Below are 17,402 nucleotides of genomic sequence, written 5' to 3'. Positions count from 1 at the left end.
TCTCCCGAGGTAAGGCAATGGCGTCATGGAGAGATTAACACGGATTTGGTGCGGCACAATTTGCAAAGTCATTTTCTGTTTGTTCATTAACATATATAACTATTTCATGATGTTATAACTACTCCTCAGATGTCATTGCCCGGCTTGACCGGGCAATCCAGGGGCCCCGAAGAGCCGCTCTGGCCGCCCCTGGATGCCACGGTCAAGCCGTGGCATGACAAAGTGCGAGTAGGTTGGGTTCGCGGCTCGCGAACCCAACATGTCCCGTCCGGATCTGCGGCCCGATGTTGGGTTCGCCGAGGCGAACCCAACCTACGCCGTGGGCGGCGTTACTCCGCCGCCTCGGCCTGCGGATCGAGAATCTCGGGCGGGTCGAAGGCCGTCACCCGCGGCACCGGGCCTTCGTGCTTCGCGATCTCGACCAGGCAGGTGTGGGCGCTGGGCCCCTGCCCCAGCCGCGACGTGCCCTTGTCGCGGGTCAGGACATTGGGGTTGCCGTGCTTGCACATCGCCCCGATCTCGCCCGGCACCTCCGGGTCGTACCAGGCGCCGGTGGCCAGCTGGATCACGCCCGGCATCACCCGGTCGGTGACCAGCGCCCCGGCGAGGCAGGCGCCGCGGTCGTTGAACAGCCGCACCACGTCGCCGTCCTGGATGCCGCGCGCCGCGGCGTCGGTCGGGTGGATCCATACCGGCTCGCGGTCCGCCACCTTCTCGCCCCGGCTGGTCACCCCGGCGTCGAGCTGGCTGTGCAGCCGGGTCTTCGGCTGGTTCGAGATCAGGTGCAGCGGGAAGCGGTCGGTGGCCGCCGCGCCGAGCCATTCCGCCGGCGCCAGCCACACCGGATGGCCCGGGCAGTCGTCATAGCCGAAGCCGGCGATGCGGTCGGAGAACACTTCGATCCGGCCGCTCGGCGTGGCCAGCGGGTTGGCGCCGGGATCGGCGCGGAACGCCTCGAGCAGGATCTTCGGCCGGGCCGACAGCGGCATCTCGACATGGCCGCGCTCCCAGAACTCCTGGAAGCCCGGCAGCTCGACGCCCTCCTCGGCCGCGGCGCGGCGGTCGCCGTCGTAGAAGTGGCGCACCCAGCCCATCTCGTCGCGGCCTTCGGTGAAGGTCTCGCGCACGCCACCGCGGTCGGACAGCTCGGCCAGGATGTCGAAGTCGCTGCGCGCTTGGCCGACCGGCGGGATCGCCTGCGGCATCGCCAGGATGAAGGGGTCGCGCGCGGCGCCGCCGATGTCGTTGCGCTCGAAGCTGGTGGTGGCCGGCAGCACGATGTCGGCGCGGCGGGCCACCGGCGTCCACCACGGCTCCTGCACGATCACCGTCTCCGGCTTCCGCCAGGCCAGCAGCAGGCGGTTGAGGTCCTGATGGTGGTGGAACGGGTTGCCGCCGGCCCAGTAGACCAGCCGCGTGTCGGGATAGGTGATCTTCTGGCCGTTGTAGTCGTCCTCCATCCCCGGGTTGAGCAGGAGGTCGGAGATGCGGGCCACCGGGATGTAGCGGCCGGTCGGGTTCGGCCCGGCGCCGATGCGGGCGCGGCCGCGGCCGTCGCTGGCCGAGCCGACATTGCTTTCGGCGCCGTAGCCGTAGCCGATGCCGCCGCCGGGCAGGCCGATCTGGCCCAGCATCGCCGCCAGCACCGTGCCCATCCAGTAGGGCTGCTCGCCATGGTCGGAGCGCTGCAGCGACCAGCTGAGGCTGATCAGCGTGCGTTGCGACGCCATGCGCCGGGCCAGGTCGCGCAGGGTGGCGGCGGGCAGGCCGCAGATCGCGGATGCCCAGTCGGCGTCCTTGGCCACGCCGTCGGCCTTGCCCATGAGATAGGGCAGGAAGCGGTCGAAGCCGGTGGTGCAGCGGTCGAGGAAGGCGCGGTCGTGCAGCCCCTCCGTCACCAGGGTGTGAGCCAGGCCCAGCATGATCGCGGTGTCGGTGTTGGGCCGCGGCGCCAGCCATTCGGCCCCGGCCTCGGCCGCCATGTCGTCGCGCACCGGGCCGATATAGACGAACTGCACCCCGGCCTCGCGGCTGCGGCGGTTCCAGTCGCGCTGCTGGTGCCGCCCGGTGCCGCCGGAGGCGATCTGGCTGTTGCGCGGCGGCATGCCGCCGAAAGCCACCACCAGCCGGGCGTCGCTGGCGATGCTGCGCCAGTCGGTCATGTCGGTCAGCACCCGGTTGAAGTCGCCGATGATGTGCGGCATCAGCGGCAGGGCGGTGCCGAAGCTGTAGTTGTTGACCGAGGCGGTGTAGCCGCCGGTGACGCCGAGCATGCGGCGCAGCAGCGTCGGGGCGTTGTGCAGCCGGCCGGCGCTGCCCCAGCCGTAGCTGCCGCCATAGACGGATTCGGGGCCGTGTTCGGTCCGCACCCGCGCCAGCTCTTCCGCCGCCAGGGCCAACGCCGTCTCCCAAGACACCGGCACGAAGGCGTCGGCGCCGCGGCGGCTGGTGTCGCTGTTGTGCCGCTTCGCCAGCCAGCCGGCCCGGACCATGGGCTGCGAGATGCGCAGCCTGCTGTGCACCAGGCCGGGCAGCGAGTTGATGATCGGCGACGGGTCGATGTCGCTGGCATAGGGTTCGATGCCGACCAGCTTGTCGCCGTCGACGACAGCCATGACGGCGCCGTAATGGGTGGAGGACGGGCTGAGACGGCGCACGGCGAAGCTCCCTGGTCGATCGCAGGCGGATAACCCGATCGTCGCAGCCAGGCCCGCCGCGTCAACCGGATTTCCGGCATGGCCGCCAACACTTATGGTCGGAATCCGGGAACGCGGCCACCGCCGCGCCGTTCGGAGTCGGAGGCAGGGGCCGCAATGGGGAGCGGGATGGAGGCGGAGGAGGCAACCGAACCAGCGACCGGCGCGCCCAACCCACGGAGGCGCCCATGGAAGCGCATGGCGCGCCGCTGCGGCATCGTCCTGTGGCGGGTGTGGCACGAGATCGGCGACGACCGGGTCTTCGCCCTGGCCGCCGGCGTCGCCTACTACACCCTGCTGGCGCTGTTCCCGGCAATCGGCGTGTTCGTGTCGCTGTACGGGCTGATCGCCGACGTCTCCACCGTGCAGCAGAACATCGACGACCTCGCCTTCATCCTGCCCAGCGGCGGGCTGGAGATCATCGGCGGGCAGCTGCAGCGCATTGCCAGCCAGCCGCCGAAAAGCCTGGGCATCGCCTTCTTCGCCGGCCTGGCGATCTCGCTGTGGAGCGCCAATGCCGGGGTCAAGGCGATGTTCGATGCCCTGAACGTGGCCTATGACGAAGAGGAGCGGCGCGGCTTCATCCGGCTGAATGCGGTGTCGCTGCTGTTCACGGTCTGCGCCATCGTCTTCGCCACCCTGGCGATCGGCGTGGTGGTGGCGGTGCCGATCGTCCTGAACCTGGTCGGGCTGGGGCCGGCCGCAGGCACGCTGGTCTGGATCCTGCGCTGGCCTGCCCTGTACCTGGTGACCATCCTGGCGCTGACCCTGGTGTACCGCTACGGCCCCGGCGGGCGGCGCGAGCACTGGCTGAACTGGGGCGGTATCATCGCCGCCACCATCTGGCTCGGCGGGTCGATGCTGTTCTCGTGGTACGTCGCCAATTTCGGCAATTATGGCGCGACCTACGGGTCGCTGGGCGCCGTCATCGGCTTCCTGACCTGGATCTGGCTGTCGACCGTGATCTTCCTGATCGGCGCCGAGTTGAATGCCGAGATCGAGCGCGAACGCGGCCCCCGACCTGGACGCAGGCCACCCTCCTGACGCGGCGCCCTTCCTGACGCGGCGGCGGCCCCACCCGCCGCCGCCGGCGCCGCATCCGATCAGCGCGTGACGAGATCGGGCGGCAAGTCGCGATCGTGGAACTTCTTGAAGGTGGCATTCAGGCTGCCATCGGCGAAATGGGTCTTGATCCAATCGTCGAGCCAGGTCTTGAGCGCGGTCTCGCCCTTCGGCAGGGCGATGCCGAGGTTGAGCTCGCGCTGCACGAACTTGGTCTCGAGCTTCTCGGTGCGGTTCTTGTTCATCTCCGCGACCACCGCCGCCTGGGTCGAGACGATGTCGACCTGGCCCGACACCGCCGCGGTGATCAGCGTCGCGTCGTCCTCGAAGCGGACGATGTCGGCGTCCTTGGCGTTCTGGGTCACCAGCGTGTCGTTGACCGTGGCGCGGGTGACGCCGATGCGCTTGCCGGCCAGGTCCGGATAATCCTTGATCGCCTCGCCGGCTGGGGCCGCGACCACGATGCTCAGCGTGGCGTAGGGGATGGTGAAGTCGACCGCCTTCTTGCGCTCGTCAGTGATCGCCAGGTCGGCGACCAGGAAGTCGGCCTTGCGGGTCTGGATGGTCGGCACCCGGGCGGCGTTGGTGATCTGGACCAGCTCGAGTTCGACGCCGAGGTCCTTGGCGATCATCTTGGCGGTCTCGACATCCGAGCCGGTGGGCTGCAGCTTGTCGTCCACGAAGGCGAACAGCGGCACCCCCATGGCCACGGCGATGCGCACCTTCTTCGCCGCCTTGATGTCATCCAGCGAATCCGCCTGCGCCACCGGCGCGGCCGCGACCCACAGCGCCGCCGCAGCCGCGGCGACCTTCAGCAAACCTGTCAGCGTCATGACGTTCCTCCACCCTCATTTGTCTTGTCGTCCGGCATCGGGCCGGCACCGGGTCCCGCGGCTAGAGTTCGTTGGACAGGAAGTCGCGGAGTTCCTCCGTCCGGGGGGCTGTCAGCATCTCGCCCGGCCCGGTCTCCCAGACCTTCCCGAGATGCATGAACACGATCCGGCTGGCGACGCGCCGGGCGAAGGCCATCTCGTGGGTGACCACGATCATGGTCATGCCGCCGCGCGCCAGGCTTTCCATCACCTTCAGCACCTCGCCGGTCAGATGCGGATCGAGCGCCGAGGTGACCTCGTCGAACAGCATCACCTGCGGGTTCATCGCCAGCGACCGGGCGATCGCCACCCGTTGCTGCTGGCCGCCGGACAGCTGCTCCGGATAGGCCTGGATCTTGTCGGCCAGGCCGACCCGCTCCAGCGCGCCGCGGGCCAGGTCGCGCGCCTCGGCGCCGCGGATCTTGCGGACCCGGCGCGGTGCCAAAGTGATGTTCTGCTCCACCGTCAGGTGGGGGAACAGATTGTAGCTCTGGAACACCATGCCGACGTCCTGGCGCAGCGCGCGCAGGTTCAGATCGGGTGAGTCCACCCGATGGCCGCAGACCTCGATGCTGCCGGACTGGATCGTCTCCAGCCGGTTGACGCAGCGCAGCGCGGTGCTCTTGCCCGAGCCGCTGCGGCCGATCACGGCCACGACTTCGCCCTTGGCGACTTCGAAGGACACGCCCTTGAGCACTTCGAGGTCCCCGAAACGCTTATGCACATCACGCAGCGTGACGACGGCCGACATTCAGCTTCCTTTCGAGCGAACGGCTCCAACGCGACAGCGGATAGCAGAGGGCGAAGTAGAACAGCCCTGCGATGCCGAAGACGAGAAACGGCTGGAACAGCGAGTTGTTGATGACCTGGGCGGCGCGCGTCAGTTCCACGAAGCCGACCACGGAGGCGAGCGAGGTGCTCTTCAGCACCTGGACCAGGAAGCCGACGGTCGGCGGCGTGGCGATGCGCGCCGCCTGCGGCAGGATGACGTCGACCAGCACCTGCCAGCGGGTCAGGGCCAGGCATTCCGCGGCCTCGCTCTGCGTCTTCGGGATCGCCTCGACGCAGCCGCGCCAGATCTCGCCCAGGAAGGCGCTGCAATAGACCATCAGCGACACCCCGGCGGCGAGCAGCGGCGGGATCTCGATACCGACGATGCCGAGCCCGAAATAGACCAGGAACAGCAGGATCAGCAGCGGCGTGCCCTGGACGATCTGGACATAGATGAAGGCCGCGCGCCGCACCCAACGGCGGCGGGCGATCCGCAGCATCATGACGCCGAAGCCGGCGACCCCGCCGAGGCCGAAGGCCAGCAGCGAGAGCACCACGGTCCAGACCACGCCCTGCAGCAGGTAGACCAGGTGGTTGAAGGTGAAGGCGCCGCCCATCCGGCCTCTCCTACAACGGGGTGCCGAGCCGGCGGCGGCGCGGGAAGATCGCCTGGCCGAACAGGTGGAAGCCGAACTTCAGCAGCATCGCCATGGCGAGGTAGAGCACCGCCACCACGATGTAGGTCTCGAACGGCCGGAAGGTGTCGGACTGGATGTTGTTGGCCACCGCCGTCAGCTCCTCCGCCGAGATTTGCGAGGTGATCGAGGAGGCCAGCATCATCAGCACGAACTGGCTGGTCAGCGCCGGATACACCCGCTCCAGCGCTGGGCGCAGGATCACGTCCCAGTAGATCTGCGGCGTCGACAGGCCCAGCGCCTGGGCCGCCTCGACCTGGCCGGGGGGCACGGTGTCGATGCCGGCGCGCACGATCTCGGCGGTGTAGGCCCCGACATTGATCACCATGGTCAGCACCGCGGCGAAGAAGATCGGCAGCCGCAGGCCGATGCTGGACAGGCCGAAGAACAGGAAGAAGATCTGGATCAGGTAGGGGGTGTTGCGGACGATTTCGACATAGGCGCCGCACAGCCCGGCGATCCAGCGCGACCGGCCGCGCCGGCCGATCGCCAGGACCACGCCGATGGCCAAGCCCAGCACCGTGGCCAGCGCCGTCATCTCCAGCGTCATCAGCGCGCCGCGCAGGAAGGACGGCCAATACGCGACCAGGCTGTCGAAATCGAACTCGTACCGCATCGGGCCGCCAATCCTCCCTTGTCTTGCAGCCTGGTCCCAGGCTTGCGCCGCTTAGAAGCCGACCGGCCTCGCCGCATCGATGAAGTAATCCGGGTTGTGGCCCTGGATGTCGCCGATCTCGCCGAGCAGCGCGCCGAGATGCGCCCCCATCCGCGCCGCGGCGCGATCGGGGTCATGCGCCTCGATCCCCGCCAGGATGGCGTCGTGCTCCGCGATCACCCGCGGCAGCCGCCCGTCCTCGGGCAGGGTCAGCCGCCGGTAGCGGTCGACCTGCAGCTTGACCTGCTGCACCAGGGTCCAGATGCCGGGATGGCCCGCCGCATCGGCCACGCCGGCGTGGAAGGCCTCGTCGGCCTGGTGGAAGCCGTCGCGGTCGTCCGCCGCCGCCCGCTCGCGCTGCCGCTCCATCACCGCGCGCAGCCCGGCGATCTGGCTGCCGCTGGCGCGCTCGGCCGCCAGCCGCGCCGTCGTCTCCTCCAGCGATTTGCGGATGATGATCGCCTCGGGCAGGGACCGGACCGGAATGCGCGACACGAAGGTGCCGGATTGCGGGAAGATGTCGACCAGCCCCTCATCGGCCAGCCGCAGCATGGCCTCGCGCACCGGGGTCCGGCTGACGCCGTAGAGCTCGGCGATCTCCTTCTCGACCAGCGGCGCGCCGGGCTTCAGCCGCAGCGCGACGATGTCGCCGCGCAGCGCCCGGCGAATCAGCGCCGCAGCGGTGTTGGGCTGGCCGGTCGACCATGCGTCCAGCCGCGGCGATCGCGGCATCCGCCGCCGTCCCACCGACCCGTCACCCTCTTCGGCCATGGCCGCACCTCGCATCCGCGTCTCCCCACCGCGTTTGTGATATGCAGCGTATACTAAAATATCAGTTGATCAAGCTCTGGTATGGTACGGATCACGATTGAGGGATTCCGCGGCCTCCAGCGGAATCGATCGAAAGAATTAGCCACCGCGACAGGGTGTGACTTGATTCTCGCGGAGGAAGGTCATTTGATTAAAGGGTCGAAGGATCGTGGCGCCCCCCTGAACCGGATGGGAGCAGAACGCCGGGGCCTGGTGTTGATAGGGAGAGCGAAGAGGATGGTCGTGAAACAGCGGGCCCATCAGCGGTTGAAGCAGATGCTGAAGAGTTGCGGCGCCCGCGCGGACGCCAAGGTGCGTGAGCAGCTGGCCACGCTGCCCGCCGGCTGGGCCCGGTCGGTGACCGGCATGTTCGCCCGGGTCGAGCGCATCCTGACCGACGAGGAACGCCAGACCTTCCGCTGGACCGAGATCCGCGACCGCGACGGCCGCCTGGCCGCCTCCTGGTCCGGCGCCCGCGATTCGGGGGTGCTGATCGACCAGATCGTCGAGGAGGCGGCGACCGACGTCTCCGATCCCGGCCCGGCCGCCTGGAAGGACTCCGCCGCCGAGCTGGCGCAGAGCATCCGTGGCATGGCCGCGAAGGCGACATCGCAGGCCGCCGCCGCCAAGGCCGCCGCCGCGGCGCTGCCGGTGCTGATCGCCGAGGCGCAGGCCTATTTCCGCACCCCGGACGGCGATGCCGGCGCCATCACCCAGCAGATCCGCGAGGCGCTGCAGCGCCTGGACCGCGAGGCCCGCCGCTCGCTGCGCGCCAAGCTGATCCCGGACGCGTCGTAAGGGCAAATAGACACGTTGCCTCTCCCGCCAGGCGGGAGAGGCAACGCTTTCACACCTCGCAGGCCTCCGTCGTCTCCAACGTCACCCGCTCTCGGCGGCGCAGCAGGCCGTAGGCCACGGCGGCGGCAACCAGGGTCGCGGCCACCAGCACCGCCAGCATGGCCTGGAAGGCGCCGCCATAGGCCTGGGCCAGCGCTGCCCGGCCGAGCCCGGGCAGCAGCGCCTCCGCCCGGCCGAGGTCACCGCCGGCCATGGCGTTGACCGCCTCGGCCACCCGCGCCGCCTCGCCTCCAGCGGCCTGGTGCAGGCCGGATTGGCCGAGCGCCACCACCACCGCCCCGGCAGCGGCGATCGCCACCGCCTCGCCCGCCACCCGCATGGTCGAGAAGATGCCGGTGGCCATGCCGGCGCGCTCGCGCGGCACCACGCTGACCGACAGGTCGTCCATCAGCCCCCAGGGCAGGCCGGTGCCGACTCCGACCACCAGCATCGGCAGGGCCAGCGCCAGGGCGCCGGCGCCGACCGGCACGGCGGCGAGCCAGGCCAGGCCCAGCGCCGCGACCACCAGGCCGAGACCGGACAGCGCCGCGGCCGAAAACCGGCGGGCCAGCAGCCCGGCCAGGAACGGCACCACCGCCATCGGCGCCGACAGCGCGATCATCAGCCCGCCGGCCTCGATCTCGCTCATCCCCTCCGCGCCGATGAAGCGCACCGGCAGCAGCACCAGCGGCACCACGAAGCAGACCGCGGTGGCGATCGGCAGGAACTGCGCCCCGACGAAGCGGGGATAGCGGAACAGCGACAGGTCGAGCATCGGCCGCCGCACCCGGGTCTCGACCGCCACGAACAGCGCCAGCATCGCCGCGGCGCCGAGCAGCAGGGCCAGCACCACCGGGCTGCCCCAGCCGCTCTGCGGCCCCTGCATGATGCCGAAGGTCAGCAGCACCAGGGCGGCGGTGAAGCCGAGCAGCCCCGGCCAGTCGACGCCGGTGGCGCCGGGGTCGCGCGATTCGCGCATCCGCGGCACGCCGAACGCCAGCACAGCCGAGCCGATCACCGTGCCGGTCAGGAAGATGGCGCGCCAGCCCAGCGTTTCGACCAGCACGCCGGCGAGGATCGGGCCGAAGGCCAGGCCGATGCCGAAGCTGGTGCCGAGCAGGCTGAAGGCGCGGGTGCGGGCCGGGCCTTCGAACTCCTGCGCCAGCGAGGCCGCGCCGCCGGCCATGGCGATGGCCGCGGCGACGCCCTGGGCGCCGCGCAGCAGGTCGAGCATCACCACCGAAGGGGCGAAGCCGATCACCAACGACAGCAGCGCGAAGCCGGCCACCCCGGCGCGGAACATGCGCTTGCGGCCGAGCTGGTCGGACAGCGCACCGGCCGCCATGACGAAGCTGCCGAAGCTGAGCACGAAGGCGTTGACCACCCAGGCCAGCGCCAGCGGGCTGCCGCCGAGGTCGCGGCCGATCGCCGGCAGCGCTACGGCCGGACCAGTGAAGCTGAGCGGCATCATCAGCCCGGCGAGGCAGACGGCGCCGAGCACCCAGGCGCTGTTGGCGGCGCCGTCGGAGATCGCGCGTGCGGTCATGTCTTCGGTCCTGTGCTGAGGAATCAGGGCCCGGTTCGAAACTCGGTCCGGTGAGTCGGCTGGCGTGGTTTGCGAGAACCGGAGCGCAGCGGACGTTTGGGTCCGTGAGCACCGGAAGCACAGAAAACCGCGTCAGACGGCCGCCGCGGCGAGTTTCGAACCGGGCTGTCAGATGGACATGCCGCCGTCGATGGTCAGCGCGGCCCCCGTGACGAAGCGGCTCTCGGCCGAGGCCACCCAGGCCACCAGCCCGGCGATGTCGGCACCGCTGCCGTAGCGCGGGATCGCCATCAGCGACCGCAGCGTGTCGGCGCGGGGCCCGTCGGCCGGATTCATGTCGGTGTCGGTGGGGCCCGGCTGCACCAGGTTGACCGTAATGCCCTGGGGGCCGAGGTCCCGCGCCGCGCCCTTGGCCAGGCCGGTCAGCGCGGTCTTGCTGAGGGTGTAGAGCGTGGCGCCGGCCCGCGGCACCCGGTCGGCCAGGTTGCTGCCGATGATGATGATCCGCCCGCCCTCCGGCAGGTGGCGGGAAGCGGCCTGGGCGGCGACGAAGACACCGCGGACATTGATCGCGAGGGTGCGGTCGAAATCCTCGAGGCTGAATTCGGCGAAGGGCTTCTGGATGGCGATGCCGGCATTGGCGACCAGGATGTCGAGCCGGCCCAGCCCTTCCGCCGCAAGGTCCACCGCCGCCGCGGCCGCGGCCGGGTCGGCGCTGTCGGCCTGCAGCACCAGGGCGCGCCGGCCCAACGCCTCGATCTCCCGCCCCACTGCTTGGGCCTTCTCGGGCGAGGCGCTGTAGGTCAGGGCGACATCGGCGCCGTCCCGCGCCAGGCGAAGGGCGATGGCGGCGCCGATGCCGCGGCTGGCGCCGGTGACCAGCGCCACCCTTCCGGTCAGGTCGGCCATGGGGATCTCCATATCTTTAATGATCGATAAACAAATAGGTGGAACAGTTGCATCCGGCGGTCAAGCGAATTATTTATGGAGCGTTAAAGAAAGGAACGGAGATGGCGGAACGTGGCCGGCCCCGCGGTTTCGACCGCGACGCCGCCCTGCGGCGGGCGATGGAGCTGTTCTGGCGGCGCGGCTTCGAGGGCGTGTCGATGGCCGACCTGACCGCGGCGATGGGCATCGCGGCGCCGAGCCTCTACGCCGCCTTCGGCAGCAAGGAGGCGCTGTTCCGCGAGGCGATCGCGCTGTACCGCGCCACCGACGGTGCCGCCACGCGCCGGGCGCTGGACTGCCAGCGGACCGCACGCGCGGCTATCGAGGCGATGCTGCGCGACAATGCCGACGCCTTCACCGATCCCGCCCTGCCGAATGGCTGCTTCGTCATCCTCGGCGCCATCAACACGGCGCCCGAGCACGAGGGCGTGCGTGCCCACCTGCTGGACCTGCACCAGGAATCCTGCGGCCTGCTGCTGCGCCGGCTGGAACAGGGGGCGACGGCCGGCGAGTTCCCGCCGGGCACGGCGCTGGGCCCGCTGGCCGGCTTCTATTCGACCGTGCTGGCGGGGATGTCGATCAAGGCCCGCGACGGCACCAGCCGCGCCGAGATGCACGCCATCATCGACCACGCCATGGCGGCGTGGGACGCGATGACGGCGGCTACGCCGGCGGCCGCTGCCAGCGCCGGCTGATGCGGTAGACCGCGGCCGGCGGCACATTCGCCACCGCCCGGCCGATCCGCACCGCCTTCAGCCCGAGCCGGTCGAGGATGGCGCGCGGGATCGGGCAGCGCGGGCCGTAGGTGAACTGGTAGAAGGCGCCGTCCGGGCGCAGGTGGTGGAAGGCGCCGTCGAGGATGGCGATCACCGCCCGCGGCGGCATCGACAGCACCGGCAGGCCGCTGACCACCGCGCCGGCCTTCTCGCCGCCGAACGGATCGGCGGCTGACAGCCGGGTGGCGTTCATGCACAGCACCTGCGCCTCGGGGAACCGCTCCTGCAGCAGCTTGGCGAAGTCCGGCCCGGCCTCGACCAGGGCCAGCCGCGATTCCGGCACGCCGCGGGCCAGCAGCGCCCGGGTGAAGGCGCCGGTGCCGGGCCCCAGCTCGATCACCGGGGCGGTGTCCGGAACGATCTCGGCGGTGATCGCGGCGGCCAGCGCCCGGCCGGACGGCACCACCGCGGCCACCCGCAGCGGCGCCTTCAGCCAGGCCCGGAAGAAGGCGAAGTCATCCGCCGCATCCTGGCGGCGCGAAGCCACCATCGGCGGCAGGGTCGCCGGCGATGCCCCGGCGGTCGAGGCGGCGAGGCCGACGGCCTGACGCCGCCGGGAGAAGTTGCGCCAGATCATGGTGCCCAGAAGCTCCAGCAACAGCAATGCGACCAGCGCCTTCAGCGCGGTCGCGGTGGCATTCGGATTGGGTTGGACCAGCGTCGCCGCGGCATAGCCGGTGCCGATGAACAGCCCGTTCCACAGGCCGATCCCGAGGGCGGTCGCGGTGAAGAACATCAGCGGCCGGGCGCGCAGCAGCCCGGCGATGCCGGGCACCACCAGCCGCACGGTCGGCACCAGCTGGGCGAACAGCGCGAACACTGCCCCGCGGTCGCGGAGCCAGGCGATGCAGCCGTCGATCCGCGCCGGCGCCATGCCGAAGAACCCGGCGGAGCGCCGCAGCAGCGCCCCGGCGCGGGCCTCGCCCAACCCCCAGCCCAGCCCGTAGAACAGCACGCTGCCGGCGAAGCTGCCGGCCACGGACAGCGCCAGGGCCATCGGCCACGACCAGTAGCCCTCGTTCACCGCTACCCCGACCGCCACCAGCAGGCCATAGGAGGGCAGCACCGGCAGCAGCCGTTCGAACAGGGTGATGCCGAGCAGGCCCGCGACACTGCAGGCGGCGATCCAGGGCATGAGGTCTCCAAGCGGATCCATGGACGACTCCGGATGCATCATAACAAGGAGATACAGGGAGATCGCGGGAAGATGATAGCGCCGCTTCGCTTCCACCAGAACCGAAGCGACCGGCCGGGTCCGGAAGCGGCGTTCCGCCGCGGCACCGCCAGCCCCCGCCATCGCGATCCACAGGACTCTATGCAGGTTCGATTTCCGGCGGCACCCCCGGCCTGTTCCTGTACTAACCCCGGCCGGGCCTAGGCCCTGCCCAAGCTGCCCGCCGTCGTGCAGTTCGCGCACGACACGCTGCGGCCGCACCCGATGCGGATTCTGGCGAAAGCCTGAAAAAATCTCGCGGCGATGTCGGAACCGGCGCCGCCGGACCGTCCTTGGGTCAGCAACCACGAGAGGAGGGCGGGATGTCCTATGTCGACGGATTCGTGCTGGCGGTGCCGAAGGCCAAACTGGACGCCTACAAGGCGCTGGCGCGCAAGGCCGGCGCCGTGTGGAAGGAGCACGGGGCGCTGGCCTATGCCGAGTGCATCGGCGACGACGTGCCCTATGGCGAGCTGACATCCTTCCCGCGCGCGGTGCAGGCGAAGGAGGACGAAGTCGTCGTGTTCTCCTGGGTCGTCTACGAATCGCGCGCGGCGCGCGATTCGATCATGGCCAAGGTGATGGCCGACCCACGGATCGAGATGGATCCGGCGTCGATGCCCTTCGATGGCAAGCGCATGATCTTTGGCGGGTTCGAGGCCTTCGTGGAGCTTTGAGCTCAGCTGATCGACCCGGCCGGCGCCCGTGAAGGGTGCCGGCCGGGACACTATCCGCGCAGGATAAGGTCCGAACGGCCGCGCAAACGTTGTCGATCGCTGCGCGAAAGGTTACGGTGCAGCTGCATATTCGAATGCTTTCGGGGACGTCGACGATGCAGGGCATCCGGTTTTCGTCCCAGGCGCTGCCGCATGGCCTCGACGAGCGGGCGCGGTTTTCGCTGTGGCGCGATCTCTACATCGCCAATATCGGGTCCCTGGATATCCGGATCTCGGAGGCGGCGCCGTTCCGGGCGGACCTCGACATGACGCTCTACGGCGCGGTCGGGCTCGCCAGCTTCAGCGGGACGGTGCAGACCGTCAAACGGACCCCGCATGACCTGCACGCCGACAGCCAGGACGCCTATTTCCTGATGATCAACGATGGGCCCGACACGGTCGGCGGCCTGCATGTCGGGCGCGAAATGGCGCTGGCGCCCGGCGCGGCGGCGCTGATGTCGACCCAGGAATGCGGTTCGATCACCGGCGGGGCGGCGCCGCGCGGCGGGCATGTCTGGCGCAACTTGGTCGTGCCGGGCGAGCTGATGCGCGGCGCGCTTGGCGGGGTCGACGATCTGCTCGCCACCAGCCGGTCCGGCGCGTCGCTGGCCTTCCTGCGCAGCTATCTGACGCTGCTGAACGACACGCCGCCCAGCGACGACCCCGCGCTGGCCGCCCACATCTCCACCACCCTGATGGACCTGCTCACCCTCGTCCTCCGGGGCGCGGGGGATGCGGCCCGGCAGGCGGCGTCGCGGGGCCTGCGCGCGGCGCGGATCGACGCCGTCCTCGCCGGCATCCGCGACGGCTACACCGATCCCGGCTTCTCGGTGAAGTCGCTCGCCCGCCAGCTCGGCCTCTCCGTCCGCTACATCCACGACCTGCTGCAGGAGACCGGGACGGGCTTCGCCGAGCGGGTGCTGGAGCTGCGGCTGCAGCGCAGCGCGGTCCTGCTGGGCGACCGGAGGTCCGACGCCCTGCGCATCGCCGACCTCGCTTTGGCGGTCGGCTTCAGCGACGTGTCCTATTTCAACCGCTGCTTCCGCCGGCGCTTCGGCTGCACCCCGACCGCCATGCGTTGACCGCCAGACGCCGACTGCACCGCGAGTCAATTCCGGTGCCGTCCAGTCCAAGACACCCCGCCGCCGGCCATGCGATCAACCGCTCAGCGCTGCCACATCACCGGCACGCGCGCCGCAAGGCACCCCGTCTCCCGGCAGCGGGACATCGGCCGTCGGCCTTTGTCCCGCTGTTGGGCGTGCCGCGTCGCGGCGCCAACCGCAGCATCGATTTCGGAACGGAGAGATTTTTCATGCCGACCATCAACGGCGACGCCGGCAACAACACCATCACCGGCACCGCGGCCGGCGAGACGATCAACGGCCTTGCCGGAAACGACTATCTCTTCGGCGCAGGCGGCGATGACATCCTGAATGGCGGCGACGGGAACGACCTGCTGCAGGGCGATGCCGGGGTGGACACGTTCCACGGCGGCGCCGGCGTCGATGTGGTCGCCTATGACAGCACCGTGATCGGGGTGAACGTCACGATCGGCGGCTTCGGCTTCGGTGGCGAGGCCCAGGGCGACGTGATCGGCGCCGATATCGAGTGGCTCCACGGCACGAATGCCGGCGACACGCTGACCGGTGCGGCGACGGACAACATCCTGACCGGCGTCGGCGGCGACGATTTCCTCATCGGCATGGCCGGCGATGACACGCTGCAAGGCGATGAAGGCGACGACTTCCTGCGCGGCGGGGATGGGGCGGACATGTTGTCCGGCGGCAACGGCATCGACACGATCGACTACAACGGCGCCAGCGTCACCATCAACCTGTCGACACTGACGGCGGCCGGCGGCGAGGCCCAGGGCGACGTCATCGGCGCCGATATCGAGAACGTCCAGGGCACCGACAGCGATGACAGCCTGACCGGCTCGGCCGTGGCCAACCTGCTCGCCGGTTTCGCCGGCGACGACGTCCTCATGGGCCTGGCCGGCAACGACACGCTCAACGGCGGCAACGGCGACGATTTCCTGGATGGCGGGGCCGGGGCGGACACGCTGAACGGCGGCGCCGGCATCGACACCATCGACTACAACGGCCCGGCCGGAGTGACGGCGACGATCGGCGGCAACGGGCTGGGCGGCGACGCCCAGGGCGATGTGATCGGCAACGACATCGAGAACCTCCGGGGCACCGACGGGTTCGGCGACAGCCTGGCCGGTTCGGCCGGGGCCAACGCCCTGTCGGGCTTCGGTGGCGATGACCACCTCTTCGGCATGGATGGCGACGACGTGCTGGATGGCGGCAGCGGCAACGATGTCATGGAAGGCGGGGCCGGCGCGGATGTCCTGACCGGCGGCAGCGGCACCGACACGGTCGACTACAACGGCACGGCGGGCGTGATCGTGACGATCGGCGGCACCGGGTCGGGCGGCGACGCCGAGGGCGACACCATCGGCGCCGACATCGAGAACCTCCAGGGCACGTCCGGCTTCGGCGACACGCTGACCGGATCGGCCGGGGACAATGTCCTGCGCGGCTATGGCGGCGACGACCGCCTCTACGGCAAGGCCGGCAACGACACGCTCATCGGCGACGACGGGGCCGACTTCCTGCAGGGCGGGGCCGGGGCGGACACGCTCAGCGGTGGCGCCGGCATCGACACCATCGACTACAACGGCCCGGCCGGGGTGACGGTGAACCTGACCACGCTGGCCGCCTCCGGCGGCGAAGCCCAGGGCGACGTGATCGGCGCCGACATCGAGAACGTCCAGGGCACCAATGTCGACGACGCACTGACCGGCGCGGCCACCGACAACGCCCTGTCCGGCTTCGGCGGCAGCGACACCCTGTCCGGGCTGGACGGCACTGACAGGCTGAACGGCGGCGACGGCAATGACGTGCTGCGCGGAGGCGCCGGGGCCGATGCGCTGGACGGCGGCATCGGGACCGATGCGGCGATGTACAGCGAGGGCAGCATCGGCGTGACGGTCGACCTCCTCGCCGGCACCGGCGTCGGCGGCAACGCCCAGGGCGACACCCTGGCCGGCATCGAGAACGTCTATGGCAGCCACGGCAACGACGCCATCACCGGCAACGACGCCAACAACGGCCTGGTCGGCAGCGACGGCAACGACACGCTCAGCGGCGGCAACGGCACCGACACGTTGCTCGGCGACACCGGCAACGATGTGCTGCGCGGGGGCGCCGGGGCCGACAGCCTGCAGGGCGGCGACGGCATCGACATCGCGATGTACAGTGAGAGCGCGGTCGGCATCACGGTCAATCTCGCCCTCGGCACCGGCCTCGGCGGCAACGCCCAGGGCGACACCCTGACCGCCATCGAGGGCGTCTATGGCGGCAGCGCCGGCGACACCCTGGTCGGCGATGCCGGGGTGAACACGCTGGTCGGCAACGCCGGCGACGACGTGCTGCGGGGCGCGGCCGGCAGGGATATCCTGGCCGGCGGCGCCGGCGCGGACCGCTTCGTCTATGCCGCGACCGCCGACAGCGCCGTCGGCAATGCGGCCGATGTGATCAGCGATTTCAGCCACGCCCAGGCCGACCGCATCGACCTGACGCAGATCGACGCCAACGCCGGCCTGGCCGGCGACCAGGCGTTCAGCTTCATCGGCGCCGGGGCCTTCACCCACCATGCCGGCGAACTGCGCGGAGTCGTCATCGGCAGCCAGACGGTGGTCACCGGCGACGTGAACGGCGACGGCGCCGCCGATTTCAGCATCACCCTGACCGGTGCCATCACGCTGGCGGCTGCCGACTTTCAGCTGTAGCCGGCGCCG

The 17,402-nt window shown here is 70.2% G+C and carries 15 protein-coding genes; 6 read left to right on the top strand and 9 right to left on the bottom strand.

Annotated elements, in window-relative coordinates:
* Window positions 1–329 precede the first annotated feature (329 nt).
* The gene (locus E9232_RS29650) at window positions 330–2,657 is read right to left on the bottom strand and encodes a molybdopterin guanine dinucleotide-containing S/N-oxide reductase (RefSeq protein ID WP_309800377.1); all 2,328 of its coding nucleotides are present in this window, start codon (window positions 2,655–2,657) and stop codon (window positions 330–332) included.
* 237 nt (window positions 2,658–2,894) lie between these two features.
* On the opposite strand from E9232_RS29650, the gene E9232_RS29645 reads away from it, so the two are divergent.
* Window positions 2,895–3,740 carry a YihY/virulence factor BrkB family protein gene (locus E9232_RS29645; protein ID WP_309800376.1) on the top strand — a complete coding sequence of 282 codons (846 nt, stop codon included), beginning with the start codon at window positions 2,895–2,897 and terminating at the stop codon, window positions 3,738–3,740.
* A gap of 59 nt (window positions 3,741–3,799) precedes the next feature.
* On the opposite strand, the gene E9232_RS29640 is transcribed toward E9232_RS29645, so the two are convergent.
* The 5 genes from E9232_RS29640 to E9232_RS29620 all read right to left on the bottom strand — a co-directional run bounded on the left by E9232_RS29640 (window position 3,800) and on the right by E9232_RS29620 (window position 7,537).
* Window positions 3,800–4,591, bottom strand: a complete 792-nt coding sequence (locus E9232_RS29640; RefSeq protein ID WP_309800374.1) for a transporter substrate-binding domain-containing protein — start codon at window positions 4,589–4,591, stop codon at window positions 3,800–3,802.
* Window positions 4,592–4,652: 61 nt separating this feature from the next.
* The gene (locus E9232_RS29635; RefSeq protein ID WP_309800372.1) at window positions 4,653–5,381 is read right to left on the bottom strand and encodes an amino acid ABC transporter ATP-binding protein; all 729 of its coding nucleotides are present in this window, start codon (window positions 5,379–5,381) and stop codon (window positions 4,653–4,655) included.
* Complete coding sequence (locus E9232_RS29630) at window positions 5,356–6,018, bottom strand: amino acid ABC transporter permease (protein ID WP_309800370.1); 663 nt, start codon at window positions 6,016–6,018, stop codon at window positions 5,356–5,358. Before E9232_RS29630 ends, E9232_RS29635 begins: the two co-directional genes overlap by 26 nt.
* 10 nt (window positions 6,019–6,028) lie before the next feature.
* Window positions 6,029–6,712, bottom strand: coding sequence for an amino acid ABC transporter permease (locus tag E9232_RS29625; protein ID WP_309800369.1), 684 nt, complete (start codon window positions 6,710–6,712; stop codon window positions 6,029–6,031).
* A gap of 51 nt (window positions 6,713–6,763) precedes the next feature.
* Window positions 6,764–7,537 carry a GntR family transcriptional regulator gene (locus E9232_RS29620; RefSeq protein ID WP_374710668.1) on the bottom strand — a complete coding sequence of 258 codons (774 nt, stop codon included), beginning with the start codon at window positions 7,535–7,537 and terminating at the stop codon, window positions 6,764–6,766.
* 261 nt (window positions 7,538–7,798) lie between these two features.
* Between E9232_RS29620 and E9232_RS29615 the strand changes: the two genes are divergently transcribed.
* Window positions 7,799–8,359: a hypothetical protein gene (locus tag E9232_RS29615; protein WP_309800368.1), complete on the top strand. Its 561-nt coding sequence runs from the start codon at window positions 7,799–7,801 to the stop codon at window positions 8,357–8,359.
* Between the two features lie 49 nt (window positions 8,360–8,408).
* On the opposite strand, the gene E9232_RS29610 is transcribed toward E9232_RS29615, so the two are convergent.
* Together E9232_RS29610 and E9232_RS29605 are read right to left on the bottom strand one after the other, a co-directional pair.
* Window positions 8,409–9,944, bottom strand: coding sequence for an MFS transporter (locus E9232_RS29610; protein WP_309800366.1), 1,536 nt, complete (start codon window positions 9,942–9,944; stop codon window positions 8,409–8,411).
* Between the two features lie 168 nt (window positions 9,945–10,112).
* Window positions 10,113–10,853 carry an SDR family oxidoreductase gene (locus E9232_RS29605; protein WP_309800365.1) on the bottom strand — a complete coding sequence of 247 codons (741 nt, stop codon included), beginning with the start codon at window positions 10,851–10,853 and terminating at the stop codon, window positions 10,113–10,115.
* A gap of 101 nt (window positions 10,854–10,954) precedes the next feature.
* Between E9232_RS29605 and E9232_RS29600 the strand changes: the two genes are divergently transcribed.
* Window positions 10,955–11,587 (top strand): TetR/AcrR family transcriptional regulator, encoded by a 633-nt coding sequence (locus E9232_RS29600; RefSeq protein ID WP_309800364.1) that lies wholly within the window; start codon window positions 10,955–10,957, stop codon window positions 11,585–11,587.
* On the opposite strand, the gene E9232_RS29595 is transcribed toward E9232_RS29600, so the two are convergent.
* Window positions 11,556–12,824 (bottom strand): VTT domain-containing protein, encoded by a 1,269-nt coding sequence (locus E9232_RS29595; RefSeq protein WP_309800363.1) that lies wholly within the window; start codon window positions 12,822–12,824, stop codon window positions 11,556–11,558. The two genes, E9232_RS29600 and E9232_RS29595, sit on opposite strands and share 32 nt — an antisense overlap.
* 380 nt (window positions 12,825–13,204) lie before the next feature.
* Here E9232_RS29595 and E9232_RS29590 point away from each other — a divergent pair, with 380 nt between their 5' ends.
* The 3 genes from E9232_RS29590 to E9232_RS29580 all read left to right on the top strand — a co-directional run bounded on the left by E9232_RS29590 (window position 13,205) and on the right by E9232_RS29580 (window position 17,393).
* Window positions 13,205–13,558, top strand: a complete 354-nt coding sequence (locus tag E9232_RS29590) for a DUF1428 domain-containing protein (RefSeq protein ID WP_309800362.1) — start codon at window positions 13,205–13,207, stop codon at window positions 13,556–13,558.
* 155 nt (window positions 13,559–13,713) lie between these two features.
* Window positions 13,714–14,679 carry a helix-turn-helix transcriptional regulator gene (locus E9232_RS29585; protein WP_309800361.1) on the top strand — a complete coding sequence of 322 codons (966 nt, stop codon included), beginning with the start codon at window positions 13,714–13,716 and terminating at the stop codon, window positions 14,677–14,679.
* Window positions 14,680–14,909: 230 nt separating this feature from the next.
* Window positions 14,910–17,393: a beta strand repeat-containing protein gene (locus E9232_RS29580; protein ID WP_309800360.1), complete on the top strand. Its 2,484-nt coding sequence runs from the start codon at window positions 14,910–14,912 to the stop codon at window positions 17,391–17,393.
* The last annotated feature ends 9 nt before the right edge of the window (window positions 17,394–17,402 follow it).

It is taken from the genome of Inquilinus ginsengisoli, assembly GCF_031453975.1.
Classification (GTDB): Bacteria; Pseudomonadota; Alphaproteobacteria; order DSM-16000; family Inquilinaceae; genus Inquilinus; species Inquilinus ginsengisoli_A.
Note: the sequence above shows the minus strand (reverse complement) of the source record. Positions and strands in the feature narration are given on the sequence as shown.

Coding starts and splice junctions, on each gene's coding strand:
- E9232_RS29645 (WP_309800376.1), top strand. CDS start 2,895: ATGGCGCGCCGCTGCGGCATCGTCCTGTGGCGGGTGTGGCACGAGATC.
- E9232_RS29640 (WP_309800374.1), bottom strand. CDS start 4,591: ATGACGCTGACAGGTTTGCTGAAGGTCGCCGCGGCTGCGGCGGCGCTG.
- E9232_RS29635 (WP_309800372.1), bottom strand. CDS start 5,381: ATGTCGGCCGTCGTCACGCTGCGTGATGTGCATAAGCGTTTCGGGGAC.
- E9232_RS29630 (WP_309800370.1), bottom strand. CDS start 6,018: ATGGGCGGCGCCTTCACCTTCAACCACCTGGTCTACCTGCTGCAGGGC.
- E9232_RS29625 (WP_309800369.1), bottom strand. CDS start 6,712: ATGCGGTACGAGTTCGATTTCGACAGCCTGGTCGCGTATTGGCCGTCC.
- E9232_RS29620 (WP_374710668.1), bottom strand. CDS start 7,537: ATGCGAGGTGCGGCCATGGCCGAAGAGGGTGACGGGTCGGTGGGACGG.
- E9232_RS29615 (WP_309800368.1), top strand. CDS start 7,799: ATGGTCGTGAAACAGCGGGCCCATCAGCGGTTGAAGCAGATGCTGAAG.
- E9232_RS29610 (WP_309800366.1), bottom strand. CDS start 9,944: ATGACCGCACGCGCGATCTCCGACGGCGCCGCCAACAGCGCCTGGGTG.
- E9232_RS29605 (WP_309800365.1), bottom strand. CDS start 10,853: ATGGCCGACCTGACCGGAAGGGTGGCGCTGGTCACCGGCGCCAGCCGC.
- E9232_RS29600 (WP_309800364.1), top strand. CDS start 10,955: ATGGCGGAACGTGGCCGGCCCCGCGGTTTCGACCGCGACGCCGCCCTG.
- E9232_RS29595 (WP_309800363.1), bottom strand. CDS start 12,824: ATGGATCCGCTTGGAGACCTCATGCCCTGGATCGCCGCCTGCAGTGTC.
- E9232_RS29590 (WP_309800362.1), top strand. CDS start 13,205: ATGTCCTATGTCGACGGATTCGTGCTGGCGGTGCCGAAGGCCAAACTG.
- E9232_RS29585 (WP_309800361.1), top strand. CDS start 13,714: ATGCAGGGCATCCGGTTTTCGTCCCAGGCGCTGCCGCATGGCCTCGAC.
- E9232_RS29580 (WP_309800360.1), top strand. CDS start 14,910: ATGCCGACCATCAACGGCGACGCCGGCAACAACACCATCACCGGCACC.